This is a genomic window from Burkholderia orbicola, from assembly GCF_900100915.1.
GTDB lineage: Bacteria > Pseudomonadota > Gammaproteobacteria > Burkholderiales > Burkholderiaceae > Burkholderia > Burkholderia orbicola.
On record NZ_FNKW01000003.1, the window covers coordinates 48416 to 62575 of the forward strand.

Genomic DNA, 14160 nt, shown 5'->3' on the forward strand with positions numbered 1-14160 from the left:
GTACTGCGCTTTTGAGCAATGATTGGCTGTTGTTGCGTCAATGTGCGCGCCGAGTGCACCGTATTGGCCGACCCTCAACCCGCGCGATGACGCTCTCGATGACCGCTCCTTACAGCCTCGCGTTCGGCCCTTTCACGCTGCAATTCCCGCAACGAATCCTGCTCAAGGACGGTACGCCGCTGAAAATCGGTAGCCGCGCGCTCGATATTCTCGTCGTACTTGTCGAGCAGGCGGGCGCGCTGGTGTCGACGCGCAATCTGTGCGACAGCGTCTGGGCAGACAACGTCGTCGAGGAAGGCGCGCTGCGCGTGCATCTGTCGGCGCTGCGCAAGGTGCTCGGTGACGGACCGGACGGTGCGCGTTACATCGTCAATGAACCCGGACGCGGCTATCGTTTCGCGGCGCCCGTTACCCGTGCCGAAACAGTGGACCCTGCCGCAGCACGGCCTCCGATGCACGCGGCCCAGCCTTCGACCGGGTCCGAAAGCGGGTCACGCGGTCTCCCGGTCACGCTCGCTCGCGTGATAGGCCGCGAGGATGTCATCGCTGGGCTGACCGACCACCTGCCCGAGCGACGCTTGCTCACCATCGCTGGCCCGGGAGGCATGGGCAAGACGACCGTCGCCGTCGCTGTCGCGCATCGCTTCGCACAGCGCACCGGCATGCGCGCCGTGTTCGTCAATTTCGCGCCGGTTTCCGCGGCCGCGAGCGCGGCCAGCACGATCGCCTCGGCGCTCGGCGTTGCCGTCTCCAGCGGCGATCCGGTACCCGACCTTATCCAGGCGCTTGGGGCGTCGCCGGTGCTGCTGGTGCTGGATAACTGCGAGCATCTGATCGATGCCGTTGCCGGGCTCGCCGAGCAACTGCTGCAAGGCGCGTCCGGCGTGCATCTGCTGGTCACGAGCCGCGAGCCGCTGCGCGCGGAAGGCGAATCCGTCCATCGCCTCGCCGCATTGCCGTCGCCCGGCACGGACGCAGGCGTGAGCCTCGACGACGCCATGCAGTTCCCGGCGATCGCGCTGTTTCACGATCGGGCGCGCGCCGCCAATGACCGATTTGCGTTGAGCGACGCGAATCTGGGCCCCGTTATCGATATTTGCCGACGGCTCGACGGTATCCCGCTCGCGATCGAGTTTGCGGCGGCGCGCGTCGGCTTGATGGACGTGCATTCGATTGCAGCGCGGCTCGACGACCGCTTCGCGCTGCTCACGCAGGGCCGCCGCACGGCGCTTCCGCGCCAGCAGACGCTGCGCGCAACGCTCGACTGGAGCTACGAGTTGCTCCGGCCCGAGGAGCGCCAGGTGCTGCGCCGTCTCTCGGTCATGCGGGCCGCCTTCGGCATGGATGCCGCCGCGGCTGTCGCGGCCGGTGGCGACGTCGATGACCTCGCAGCCTTCGACGCCGTCACCGGCCTGATCGCCAAGTCGCTGATCGCCTGCGCAATCGACGATTCGGGCCATCCGTATCGACTGCTCGACACGACGCGCCATTACGCGGCCATGAGACTTGAAGAGGCGGGCGAGCGCGATGACGCGCGCCGCCGTCACGCGTCGTACTGCCGTGCGATCTTTGCCGACCCCGTGGCGGCGTGGGAAGGCAAGGCGCCGCGTCAGTGGCTCGCGATTCACAGCCAGCGAATCGACGATGTGCGAGCCGCGTTCGATTGGGCGGCAGGCCAGGATGGCGAAGCGAAACTCGCTATCGACCTGCTGATCGCGACGGCGCCGCTGTGGTTTCATCTTTCGCTCCCTCACGAGTTCCTCGGGATGGCCGAGCGCGCGATCGCCGCGGCGGAAAACTCGGATCTGGCGGGCAAGGAGCAGCATATCGAGCTGCTCGCCGCGTACGGTCACGCGCTGTGGCACACGCGTGGGCCGACGGTGGACATGGCGAACGCGTTCGACGCCGCACAGGCCGCCGCGCAGCGCCTCGGCGACGACCGGCTCGCATTGCGCACGCTGTGGGGCGTGTGGGCGCATCGGACGCTCGCGGGCGCGTACGCGGAAAGCCTCGACCATGCGCGTGCGTTTCGCGCTGCCGCCGCACGGACGGGTGATTTTGCGACGACGCAAACCGGCGAGCGGATGTGCGCGCTGTCACATCACTTCCTCGGGGACCACGATATCGCGCGCGCATTGATCGAAGCGGTGATGGCTCGCGACAAGGACCCGGTGCGCGCGACGCACGCGAATCACGCGCAGGTCGACGCGCATATCGCTGCGATTTCCATTCTGATGCGCATTCTGTGGCTGCAGGGCGAGACCGACGCGGCAATGGCGCTCGCGCGCGACTGCGCGTCGGAGGCGCTCGCGATCGATCACGATCTGACCGTCTGTTATGGGCTCGCGATCGGCTCGATCGCCGTCGCGACATGGGAAGGCGAAGTGGCGCTCGCGCGCGAATGGACCGCGCGGCTTCGCGAGTGCACGCGCCGGCGCGGTCTCGCGTATTGGGACAAATGGGGCGAGGGCTTCGAGGCCATTCACGAAGGCAGACCTGTCACGCTGGCAGGCGCAACCCCGATGCAACTCGAAGTGTTCGCGCGCGCTGGCGACGCAGGGAGCGCGAACGCATTGATCGAAGCAGGACGGGCGGACACGCCGTCGTGGTTACGGGTGCATTTGCAGGAGGCTGCGGCCATGCGCGGTGTGCGGACATGAAGCGACGGCAAATCGGCTCGACGCGCGCGTCAGTCGCCGGAACGCCTTGCTGGACACGGGCTTAACGCCTCTTAGCAACGCTTAACTGTCGCTCGTGCGGGAATCCGATGAAAATTTGTTCCGTCGACGGCCAACGGTGCCGGATCGACAAGCAAGCCTCACTCATCGGAAACTGCCCCATGAACGATTTCACGTCTGCCCGTCTGCCCGAAGACGCCGCACCGGGCCTGATCAGATCCGCGGACTCGTATCCGGTCCTCGATGCGGCAACGCAATCGTTCGTCGACCATGCCACCGAGGCAGGGGTTCCGGCAGAGCGTCTGCGCGAATGGGCAAACGACGATGCGACCGACGCGATATGCGCGGAAGAAATCGCGCTGAAAGCTGGCGCCGCGGCCCCGGGCTTCACAATACGGATCGTGCGACCGCCGCAGGCGGCGCCGACTCCGCTGCCCGCCGTGCTCTTCCTGCCGGACGGCGCGAGCTTCGCGGGTCGCCAAAGCGACGACCGGCTCGCGCGCAGGATTGCCACCGACGCCGAGGCGGCCGTCGTAATGGTCGATTACACGTCCGCGCCCGCTGCGTGCTTTCAGACCCAAAACGAGCAGGCGTTGACCGCGCTCGTCCATCTGCACGAGCACGCACGGGCATTGAATCTCGACGGAGGCGCCCTTGTCGTCGCCGGCGAAGGCACGGGCGGTCATCTCGCCGCCACCCTCGCGCTGCTCGTCAAGGCGCGCCGCGGTCCCCGTATCGCGCTTCAGATCATGCTGTGTCCAACGCTTTCCACAAGCACGGCGAGCGCCTCGGCAGCGAGATACGCCGACGATCCCGGCTTGACCGCGCACACCGGGCGCATGCACGCACGGACGCGCTTTCCGTCCGAAAACCTCGGCGAAATGATCGCGACGCCGCTAAACGCGAATTACACGGATCTCGAAGACCTGCCTCCCGCGCTGATCGTCACAGCGGAAAACGATGCCGCACGCGACGACGGCGAAGCCTACGCCCGCAAGCTGATGCTTGCCGGGGTTCGCGTCAGCGCGGTTCGCTGCCTCGGCACGATTCACGCTTTCACGGTGCTCGATGGCCTCGCCGACACGCCGCCCACCGAGGCGGCATTGCGATTGGCATGCGGCACGATCCGCGCGACGCTACGCGGACCCTGAATAGGGGATCGATCGATATGTCAGTCGAGTGCATTGACGAACGCCGAAGCTCGACCTTCCCATCCGTTCAGGAAATCGAGCGGCAGCGCGTTTCCGTCATAACGATTAAGTTGTCGTCGGTGGGGAGGCGTCCTCTAATTTAGGCGTGACCGACCCGACGAGGACCGGCTGCATCTTGCCGGGCTGAAGGATCTGTACAGCGGCGAAATTGTCGGTTCCGAATCAGATCGCTGCTTAGCCCGTTGGCCTCCACGAATTCCGCCCGACGTCAACTGGATGGCCCATCCCTGAACCAGGAGCGATTGAGTGTCCACAACTCTCGAATTTCCAGCCGCAGCCACCCTAGGCAAGCGCACTGACCCTACCCAACTTCTTTCGAAACTCGAATCCGTCGTTGGGAAGCAATACGTGCTGACGACCGACGGCGACACCCGCCGCTATCGCACCGGTTTTCGCTTTGGCGCCGGGAAGGTTCTCGCAGTCGTACGACCTGCTTCCCTCGTTGAGCAGTGGCGCGTGTTGAAGGCATGCGTCGAAGCCAACGTTATCGTTCTGTCCCAAGCATCCAATACGGGTCTTACCGGTGGCTCAACCCCTGACGGCAACGACTATGATCGCGATATCGTCATCGTGAGCATGACGCGGATCGACAAAATCTACTTGGTCGACGGTGGAAAGCAGGTCGTTTGCTTGCCTGGTGCAACCTTGTACGAGCTCGAAAACCTGCTTCTTCCGTTGGGAAGAGAACCGCACTCCGTCATCGGCTCGAGTTGTATCGGCGCCTCGGTATTCGGTGGCGTCTGCAATAACTCGGGCGGCGCACTCGTGCAACGTGGTCCCGCATACACACAAATGTCGGTTTATGCGCGCGTCGATGCGGACGGAAATCTCAACCTTGTCAACCACCTCGGCATTGCACTGGATGGCAACGAGGAGCAGCTCCTCAAGAAACTGGACGATGGCACCTTCACCGACGCGGACGTCAGTCATGACGCAGGGTTCGGCCATGATCACAAATACGTCTCGCACGTACGCGAAATCGACGAGCCTACACCTGCCCGATTCAATGCCGATCCTTCCCGGCTCTACGAGTCGTCGGGCTCGGCGGGAAAGGTGATGGTGTTTGCCCTGCGGCTCGATACCTTCCCGGTGGAGAAAGGCGCGAAGGTCTTCTATATCGGCACGAACAGCGCCGACGAACTGAGCGAAATCCGCAGGCGTGTCCTGGCCGACTTCGAGCACATGCCGATCTCCGGAGAGTATCTCCACCGGGACGCATTTGCCGTCGCCGAGAAGTATGGCAAGGATACGTTCCTGATGATTCACTATCTTGGCACGGCGTTCCTGCCGAAGCTCTTTGCCATCAAAGCCAGGTGCGACGCGTTCTTCGATCGAATCCCGTTCCTGCCGTCACACCTGTCGGATCGGGTCATGCAGGGGCTCGGCAGGCTCTTCCCGAGTCACCTCCCTGCGCGTATCAAGGATTATCACCGTCAGTATGAGCACCACCTTCTTCTGAAGGTCTCGGCCGCCGGCGCCGCCGAGGCGAGGTCATTCCTGGAGAAGTTCTTTTCCGACGGAGACGGTGGTTTCTTCGAATGTACCGACGACGAAGGCGACAAGGCGTTCTTGCATCGATTCGCGGCAGCCGGCGCAGCCAACCGGTATCGCGCGGTCCACACGCGAGAGGTCGAGAACATTCTGGCGCTGGACATCGCGTTGCCTCGGAATTGCAAGACGTGGTTTGAAACGCTTCCGGACGACATCCAGAGCCCGCTCATCCTCAAGCTCTACTACGGCCACTTCTTGTGCCATGTGTTTCATCAGGACTACATCGTCAAGAAGGGGGGCGACCCGATGTCGATCGAGCACAAGATGTGGAAGATCCTCGACAGCCGTGGGGCTGAATACCCGGCGGAGCACAACGTGGGTCATCTCTACTTCGCCAAACCCGCGTTGAAGCAGCATTACATGGACCTGGATCCGTGCAATTGCTTCAATCCCGGCATCGGACATACATCCAAATTCGCGAACTACCGGGAAGGCTGATCGATAGGAGCGGCGCCAGGCCGATATGCTTCAGCGCGACCGGGTGCGCCGCCACACGCCGGGCGGATAGCCGACGATCCGCGCGAATACGCGGTTCAGATGGCTCTGGTCCGAGAAGCCGCACGCGACCGCGATGTCGGCCAGCGTCATGTCGGACGTCTCGATCAGCTCGCGCGCGCGCATCACGCGCTGTTCGAGCAGCCACTGGTGCGGCGTGCGGCCGGTGGTGCGCGAGAACGCGCGGATGAAATAACCGCGCGACAGGTCGCATTCGTTCGCCACTTCCTCGATCGACACGCCGACGTCCGCCTTTTCCATCAACAGCTCCTGCGCGCGCGCCACCTTCGCGGCAGACAGCACGCCCTTGCGTTCGAGTTCGCGCGTGCGCGCGTTGCCGTAGCGGCGCACGAGATGCGTGCCCATCGCGAGCCCGACCTGTTCGATGAACAGCGCGTTCAGCGGGCCGCCTGCGTCGAGGCTGTCGGCCACCGCGTGCGCGAGATGCCCGAGCACAGGATCGCGGACGTCGGGGCGGCACGCGAGGCCGCCGATCGATTGGCCGCCGTGCTCGGGGCCGACGCGTTCGAGATACGCATGCGGCAGCTCGACCAGCACGAAGTCGAAGTTGCCGTACAGATCCGCATGGAAATGACGGGAAAAATCGCGAATGTAGATCGAGTGATGCTGGAACCGGCGCTCGCTTGCGCCGGCGCGCCCGTAGAGCGTGCGGCGGTGGCCGCCGGTCAGCGACACGCCGACCAGGAAGCCGCGGTCGCACGCGGGCATCTCGATGCGTTCGACGTGCGCTTCGCGCATGCATTTGCGGTGGAGCTTCAGGCCGCCGGATGTCGTCTCGACATCCTTCGCCAGCAGGCTCGACACGCAGCCGAGCGTGTCTTTCGGCCGCCGCGGAGGCGATGCCACCGGCGCGGCGATGACGGTGTCTGACATGGAATTCCCCAGCGAGGGACTCGGAGCGTGAAATGACGAGTCCAGTTTAGATGCGCATGCGAACGTTCAAAATGAATTTGCATAAACGTCCGCTCGCCATCCTGACAAATTGCTTTCAATGTGTGTGCGCGGTGAGTGCATCTCCCGGCGCAACGCCTGCGCGCGCGGCCCGGCAGAGTATAGCGCCCTACTTTTACACGCAAGTGATCGAGCCGATCGCGTCCGCGCGAAACGCGCGGGCAGCGCATTTTCCTTCAAGATTTTCACGGCATGCCCGTCTACACTCGGTCCGGAATTCGACATTTTCGTCCGGTGCAAGGGTGCGCCGGACGCGGACTTCCTGCCGGGTGAACTGCCGCGTTCATTCGCCAGCCATCCCGAGGAACCCGGAGGCGGCCATGATCCAGATCGGAACTTTGTCGGTGGACTTCGAGCAACGCGACATTCGCCGCCACGGCGCGTCGCTGCGCATCGGCGCGCGTGCGCTCGACATTCTCGAAGTCCTGCACCGCGCGAGCGGTTCGGTCGTGTCGAAAGACGACATCATGGACGCGGTCTGGCCGGGCCTGATCGTCGAGGAAAACCGGCTTCAGGTGCATGTGGCCACGCTGCGCAAGGCGCTCGGCGCGAGCCGCGACCTGATCAAGACGGTGCCCGGGCGCGGCTATCTGCTGGTCGCGAGCGCGTCGCCCGGACCGGATCTCGTGCCCGCGGCCGAAGCGCCGGCCGTCGCCGTACCGCCGGCGGTTGCGGCGCTGCCGGATGCCTGCACGTCGTCGCTGCTCGCGCCGCTGGTCGGGCGCGACGCCGAAATCGCGCAGATCGTCGACATGCTCGAACGCACGCCGGTCATCACGCTCGTCGGCGCGGGCGGCATCGGCAAGACGAGTCTTGCGGTGCGTGTCGCGCACGGCGTGCGCAGCCGCGCGCACGAGCGCGTGCTGTTCGTGGAACTGGCGCGCGCGTCGACGCGCGACGACATGCTGATCGCGCTCGCCGCCGCGCTCGGCCTCGATACGCCCGGCGTGCCCGCCATCGACCGCATCGGCGACGCGTTCGCGACGTCGCGCTGCCTGCTGGTACTCGACAACGCGGAGCACATCGTCGATCTGGTGGCGAGCCTCGTCGAAACGCTGACGTCGAGCGCCGGCTCGCTGCGCGTGCTCGTGACGAGCCGCGAGCCGCTGCACATCTCGGCCGAAGCGGTACTGCGCATGAGCCCGCTCGCGGTGCCGGACGGCAACGCGTCCGCCGCGGAAATCGTCCGTTGTTCGGCCGTCGAGCTGTTCCTGGAACGCGTGCGCGCGGCCGCGCCGGATTGCGCGGTCGACGAAGCCGGCGTGCGGCTGATCGGCGACATCTGCCGGCGCCTCGACGGGCTGCCGCTCGCGATCGAACTGGCCGCGGCGCGCGTGGCGACGCTCGGGCTCGCGGTCGTCGCGTCGCGCCTCGACGACCGGCTGAACCTGCTGACGGGCGGGCTGCGCTCGGCGCTGCCGCGTCATCAGACGCTGCGCGCGACGTTCGACTGGAGCTACGTGCTGCTCGACCGGGCCGCGCGCGCGCTGTTTCGCCGGATGGGGTGCTTCATCGGGCCGTTTTCGTTCGATGCCGCGCGCGCGGTCGCGACCGAGCCCGGCACCTCGGCCGCGGACATGATCGCGGTGCTCGGCGAGCTGGTGGCGAAATCGCTGGTGACCGTCGAATTCGATGGTGCGTATGCGCGTTACCGGCTGACCGAATCGACGCGTGCGTACGCGCTCGAAAAACTGCACAACGAGGGCGAGTTCGAGCGCATCGTCGCGCGCCACGCGGCGTACGAGCGCGAGCGGGCGGGCGCACCTCCCGCGGCGCCCGTGCTGCTCGCCGACGTGCCGCCCGCCGATGCGCCCGCGCCGGCCGTGGACGAGCCGGTGGACGCCGCCGAAGCCGGAGGCGTGCCCGAGCCCGACCGGCTGGCGCGCGCGCTGCTGGAGCCGTCGCGGATGCGCGCATGCACGGCGCGTGCGCGCCAGGTACTCGACGGGCTGGACACGGGCGCGGCAGGCCCGGTCGATGCCGCGCGCGAGATGCGGCTGCGGGCGGCCTGCGCGTCGGCGCTGCTGCATACCGACGGCGACGCACTGGCCGCCGCCGCGATGTGGGACCGCACGCTCGGTCTCGCCACGCACATCGGCGACGATGCGTTCGACGCGCGCGCGCTAGTCGGGCTGTGGAACACGATGCTGACGCTGTCGGACATTCACGAATCGCTGCGCTACGCGACGCGCTTCGAGCGGGCGGCCGAGCGGCGCGGCGACCGGTCGCAGCGGTTGCTGGCCAACACGATGGTCGCGACGTCGCTGCATTACTTCGGCGAGCATGCGCAGGCGCGCGAGCGGCTGGAGGCGGCGACGGCCGAGCTGGCCGACGCGAGCGAACCGCCGTGCGCGCAGGCCGCGCTGGGCGTTGACATGGCGACGCTGGGGCGCACGATGCTGATCCGTCTGCTGTGGATGCAGGGCGAGCCCGAGCACGCGATGCGGGTCGCCGCGCAAGCGGTCGAGCATGCGCGCCACGGCCCGTCGCCGCTCCCGCTGTGCATCGTGCTCGGCGCTGCCGCCGTGCCGATCGCGCTGCGCTACGGCGATCACGACATCACGTCCGACTATCTCGCGACGCTGCGCGCGACCGCCGACGCACACGGTTTCGACATCTGGCGCAGTCACGCGGAATGCCTGACCGGCCAGTTCGACATCCAGGCCGGCCATCCCGGCGCGGGCCTGGCCCGACTCGAGCCCGCGCTGCGGCGCGTCGAGGCGAGCGGCTTCCGGCGCGTGCTCGCGCCGTTGACCGTCGCATACGCGGAGGGCCTCGTGCGGACCGGCCGCGCCGATGAAGCGTGCACCCGGCTCGATGCGACGCTCGCACGCTGCCGCGCGCACGGCGAGCACCTGTTCGTCCCCGAACTGCTGCGCGTGAGAGGCGTCGCGATGCTCGAACAGGCGCGCATCGTCGGCGCGGATCTCGCCGCGGCGTACGAGGCCGACGGGCATCGCCATCTGCAGATGGCGATCCAGACCGCGAACGCGCAGGGCGCCGCGATGTGGGCGCTGCGCAGCTCGCTCGATCTCGCCGATCACCTGATCGAGCGCGGGCACACCGCGCAGGCGTCGGCGCTGGTCGCCGGCGTCGCGCGGCACTTCGATCCGCATTCGCGCGCCCACGACGTGCGCCGTTTGCTGCGCGTGCAGAGCTTCGTGCGTCAGGGTGCGCCGCTCGCGCCGTGCCTGACGCGTGCGCGACGCGACACCGCCGACGCGGCGCAGCAGGCGGCATGACGATGCGCGAACCCGGTACGGCCGCGCGGCCGCGCGATCGCAGCATGCATGCCGATGCGTGCGGTGCGGCCGCTTTTCCGCGTTCGACGAGCAGCAGGGCGGCCCGCGCCGCGCCGCGCGCAGGCGCGCACCGGAGGCCCGACGGTGCTTAGAGCGACGGAACCCGCGCGTTCGGCGGACCTCGTCGTGTTCAACGGCAAGATCGCGACCCAGGACGAACAGCGCTCGTTCGTCCGTGCGCTCGCCGTGAAGGACGGGACCATCGTCGCGACCGGCGACGATCGCGACGTGCTGCGTCATGCGCACGACGACACCGCCTGTATCGACCTGCACGGCCGTACCGTGATTCCGGGGCTGATCGACGCGCACCTGCAGGCGATCCGCGGCGGCATGAACTTCAACCTCGAGGTGCGCTGGGACGGCGTGCCGTCGCTCGCCGACGCGCTCGAGCTGCTGGGCCGGCAGGTACGACGCACGCCCGCGCCGCACTGGGCGCGCGTGGCGGGCGGCTGGACCGCGCTGCAGTTCGCGGAAAAGCGCGGGCCGACGACGGCCGAGCTCAACGCGATCGCGCCCGACACGCCGGTATTCGTCCAGCATCTGGCCGACAGTGCGTGGCTGAATGCGGCCGCGCTGCGCGCGCTCGGCTACGGGCGCGACACGCCCGATCCGCCCGGCGGCGAACTGCGGCGCGATCGCCATGGGCGGCCGACCGGGCTGCTGCTCGCGCGTCCGGACCCGGCGGTGCTGGGCGCGGTGCTCGCCCGCGCGCCGACGCTCGATGCGGCCGACCGGGTCAACTCGACGCGGCAGTTCATGCACGCGCTGAACCGCGTCGGCGTGACGAGCGCGATCGACGCCGGCGGCGACGGCCTCGCGTATCCGGACGACTATGCGGCGGTCGCGACGCTCGCGCGGCGCGGCGAATTGACGACGCGCATCGCCTATGCGCTGGGCGCGCGGCACGCGGGCCGGGAGCTCGACGATTTCGCGAAATGGATCGCGCTGACCGCGCCCGGCGACGGCGACGCGTTCCTGCGCGCGAGCGGCGCGGGCGAGCGATTGCTGTTCTCGGCGGTCGATCTCGGGAATTTCCTCGAACCGCGCGTCGAGTTGCCCGCGTCCGTCGAGGTCGAACTGGCGGCCGTCGTCCGGCTGCTCGTGCATCATCGCTGGCCGTTCCGGCTACAGGCGACCTACGACGAATCGATCGGCCGCTTCCTCGACGTGTTCGAAGCGGTGGACCGCGACACGCCGTTCGACGGGCTGCGCTGGTGCTTCGACCGCTGCGAGACGATTTCGGGCGCCAATATCGCGCGGGTCGCGGCGCTGGGCGGCGGCATCACCGTGCAGCCGCGCATGGCGTTCCAGGGCGAAGCGTTCATCGCGCGCCATGGTGCGGCGGCGGCCACGCGCGCGCCGCCGATCCGCGCGATGCTCGCGGCCGGGCTGCCGGTCGGCGCGGGGTCCGGCGCGATGGGTGCGGCGAGCTACAACCCGTTCGTCGCGCTGTACTGGATGGTGTCGGGGCGCAGCGTGGGCGGCACCGCGCTGTACCCGGCGCGCAACCGGCTCGGCCGGATGGAGGCGCTGCGCCGCTACACGGCCGGCAGCGCGTGGTTCTCCGCGGACGAGCATCGCAAGGGCGCGCTCGTGCCCGGCCGGTATGCCGACTTCGCGGTGCTGAGCGACGATTACTTCACGATCGACGTGCGGCGCATCCCGACGCTGTCGTCGGTGCTGACGGTCGTCGACGGCAGGGTCGTGCACGCGGAACAGGAATTCTCGCCGCTTGCGCCGCCGCCGCCGCCCGTCAGCCCCGCGTGGTCGCCGGTCGCCGCAGGCGGCGGCGCCTGCGCGGCAGACGCCGCCGTGCGCGACCGTTCGCATGCGTCGGCGGCGGGCGACGCTTGCGTGGTGCCCGGCGTCGATGCGTGCCGTGCGCGCGGTGATGGACGCCGCTTCGCGCGACCGCGCTATCCGACGGCAAGTGCGGCCGCCGAGCGCTGCGAAGCCTTCGGCCGCTGCTGCGTCGCGTTTTGAGCGGCGCGTGCCGGTGCGCGACGCGCTGCGCGCCGGGCGCCGCCGTGCATCGAACGATTTTCCGCCCCGTGCACGGGGCATGAAGGAGACAGGATGAATGCTGCGCACCCGCGCGCATCGGCCACCGGCGACGAAGTGGCCGGCGTGCGCATTCCGCGCACGCCCGTGACGGTCGAGGCCGCCGACGCGGCCCGCGCGTCGTTGCCCGCCGCGCTCGCCGCTCATGCGGCGCGCGTGTTCGTGTTCGCGTCGCTCGCCGCGCGGCGTGCAGGCGACGCGTGCGACGCCGACGCACTGTACGTCGCCGCGATGTACGCGAACATGGGATTGAGCCCGGCGTACTGCCGTTCGACCGAACGCTACGAGCTCGACGGCGCGGACGCCGCGCACGCGCTGCTGCTGCGGCATCGTCGGTCGCGGCGCATGCGCGACGACGTGTGGCACGCGGTCGCGCTGCATACGACGCCGGGGGTGGCCGCCCGCGCGTCGCCGCTTGCGCGCGCACTCGCGTGCGCCGTGTCGACGGACCTGATGGCGACCGACTTCGACGCCTATACCGCCGACGAACGCACGGCGTTGCTCGCGGCTTACCCGCGCGGCAGCGGTTTTCGCGAAGCGTATCTGGACATGGTCGCGCGCGGTGTCGAGCATCGGCCGCAGTCGACCTTCGGTACCTGGAGCGCGGACGTGCTCGAACGCGCGGACCCCGACTTTCATCGGCCGAATTTCTGCGGGCGCGTGCTGGGCGCGCGGTGGAACGATACGTGACGGCGCCGGCCCGGCGTGCGGCAGCCGGACCCACGGCCGGCCGCGGCGCGCCGCCGCGCCCCGCATGCGCGGGTCAGGCGGGCGATTGCGCCGCGTCGTGCCGCGCGTAGTCGACGTAGCCGGCGCGCTCGCCGCCGTACCAGCCGATCGACTTCGGCTGCGCGAGCGGTGCGCGGGCCGCGATGCGCTCGACCAGATCCGGGTTCGCGATATACGCGCGGGCAAACGCGACGAGATCGGCGTCGCCCGCGTCGATCAGTGCGCTCGCCGCCTCCGGTGAAATGCCGCCGTTGACGATCAGCGTGCCGTGGAACGACCGGCGCGCGTGCTCGACGATGCGCGGCAGATCGGGTTCGCCGCTCCAGCCGTTGGTGTCGGCCGCGTGCAGATAGGCGACGCCCGCCGCGTCGAGCATCCGGCCGACGTACGCGAGCGTCGCGTCCGGATCGGCGTCGCGCACGTTGTTGTATTTCGCGTACGGCGAGATGCGCACGCCGACGCGACTCAGCGGCATCACGCCGCCGACCGCGTCGACGATTTCTTCCAGAAAGCGCGCGCGGTTCGCGACCGATCCGCCGTAGCGATCGTCGCGGCGATTCAGCGTCGACGACAGGAACTGGTGCGGCAGGTAGCCGTTGGCGGCGTGGATCTCGACGCCGTCGAAGCCCGCGGCCATCGCGCGTGCCGCGGCCTGCCGGAATTCGTCGACGGTCGCGACGACTTCATCGGTCGTCATCGCGCGCGACGGCGTCGCATGAATCTTCGTGTAGTAGCCGTTCTGCAGCTGCGCCCAGACCTGCAACTGTTCGAGGTCGTCGTTCACGCCGGACGGCGACAGCGGCGCGGCGCCGCCGAGCAGCGTCAGCGAGCTGACGCGCCCGCCATGCCACAGCTGCGCGAAGATGCGCCCGTCGTTCGCATGGACGGCATCGGTGACGATTTTCCAGGCGGCGGCCTGCGCATCGTCGACGAGGCCCGGCGTCAGCTCGAATGCCGCGGAGGCCCGGCTGACGTTGGTGGCTTCGGTCACGATCAGGCCGGCCGACGCGCGCTGCGCGTAGTACTCGGCCATCAGTTCGGTGGGCAGCCCGCGCGACGGCGCGCGCGAGCGCGTCATCGGCCCCATCACGACGCGGTTCGGCAGCGCGAGGCCGCGCAGATCGTAAGCACTGAGCAGGGAAGACATGATGGACTCCTGTG

Annotated in this window: 8 protein-coding genes; 6 read left to right on the plus strand and 2 right to left on the minus strand. The window is 68.4% G+C overall.

The features are described 5' to 3' along the window. Nucleotides 1-98: 98 nt before the first annotated feature. The 3 genes from BLS50_RS30115 (at nt 99) to dld (ending at nt 5878) form a co-directional block, all read left to right on the plus strand. Nucleotides 99-2660: an ATP-binding protein gene (locus BLS50_RS30115; protein ID WP_176934350.1), complete on the plus strand. Its 2562-nt coding sequence runs from the start codon at nt 99-101 to the stop codon at nt 2658-2660. Nucleotides 2661-2839: 179 nt separating this feature from the next. Further along, entirely contained in the window at nt 2840-3829 is a 990-nt protein-coding gene (locus BLS50_RS30120) for an alpha/beta hydrolase fold domain-containing protein (protein WP_074806953.1), read from the plus strand. 306 nt (nt 3830-4135) lie between these two features. Next, on the plus strand, nt 4136-5878 hold the full coding sequence (dld, locus tag BLS50_RS30125; protein WP_074806957.1) for a D-lactate dehydrogenase: 1743 nt from the start codon (nt 4136-4138) through the stop codon (nt 5876-5878). A 30-nt stretch (nt 5879-5908) separates the two neighbouring features. Here dld and BLS50_RS30130 read toward each other — a convergent pair whose 3' ends face one another. Then, nucleotides 5909-6829: a helix-turn-helix domain-containing protein gene (locus tag BLS50_RS30130; protein ID WP_074806960.1), complete on the minus strand. Its 921-nt coding sequence runs from the start codon at nt 6827-6829 to the stop codon at nt 5909-5911. A 398-nt stretch (nt 6830-7227) separates the two neighbouring features. On the opposite strand from BLS50_RS30130, the gene BLS50_RS30135 reads away from it, so the two are divergent. From BLS50_RS30135 to BLS50_RS30145, 3 genes are all read left to right on the plus strand, one after another. Further along, on the plus strand, nt 7228-10149 hold the full coding sequence (locus tag BLS50_RS30135; protein ID WP_074806962.1) for an ATP-binding protein: 2922 nt from the start codon (nt 7228-7230) through the stop codon (nt 10147-10149). A 48-nt stretch (nt 10150-10197) separates the two neighbouring features. Then, nucleotides 10198-12192 carry an amidohydrolase gene (locus BLS50_RS30140; protein ID WP_080486951.1) on the plus strand — a complete coding sequence of 665 codons (1995 nt, stop codon included), beginning with the start codon at nt 10198-10200 and terminating at the stop codon, nt 12190-12192. Between the two features lie 93 nt (nt 12193-12285). Further along, complete coding sequence (locus BLS50_RS30145; RefSeq protein WP_027811175.1) at nt 12286-12960, plus strand: hypothetical protein; 675 nt, start codon at nt 12286-12288, stop codon at nt 12958-12960. Nucleotides 12961-13033: 73 nt separating this feature from the next. Here the strand turns inward: BLS50_RS30145 and BLS50_RS30150 are convergent, their stop codons facing one another. Then, nucleotides 13034-14146 (minus strand): alkene reductase, encoded by a 1113-nt coding sequence (locus BLS50_RS30150; protein ID WP_074806966.1) that lies wholly within the window; start codon nt 14144-14146, stop codon nt 13034-13036. Between the last annotated feature and the right edge of the window lie 14 nt (nt 14147-14160).

Bases quoted from the DNA above. Each gene is read 5' to 3' on its own strand.
- BLS50_RS30140 (WP_080486951.1), top strand. From the start codon at position 10,198: ATGCCGATGCGTGCGGTGCGGCCGCTTTTCCGCGTTCGACGAGCAGCA.
- BLS50_RS30115 (WP_176934350.1), top strand. From the start codon at position 99: ATGACCGCTCCTTACAGCCTCGCGTTCGGCCCTTTCACGCTGCAATTC.
- BLS50_RS30145 (WP_027811175.1), top strand. From the start codon at position 12,286: ATGAATGCTGCGCACCCGCGCGCATCGGCCACCGGCGACGAAGTGGCC.
- BLS50_RS30120 (WP_074806953.1), top strand. From the start codon at position 2,840: ATGAACGATTTCACGTCTGCCCGTCTGCCCGAAGACGCCGCACCGGGC.
- BLS50_RS30135 (WP_074806962.1), top strand. From the start codon at position 7,228: ATGATCCAGATCGGAACTTTGTCGGTGGACTTCGAGCAACGCGACATT.
- BLS50_RS30130 (WP_074806960.1), bottom strand. From the start codon at position 6,829: ATGTCAGACACCGTCATCGCCGCGCCGGTGGCATCGCCTCCGCGGCGG.
- BLS50_RS30150 (WP_074806966.1), bottom strand. From the start codon at position 14,146: ATGTCTTCCCTGCTCAGTGCTTACGATCTGCGCGGCCTCGCGCTGCCG.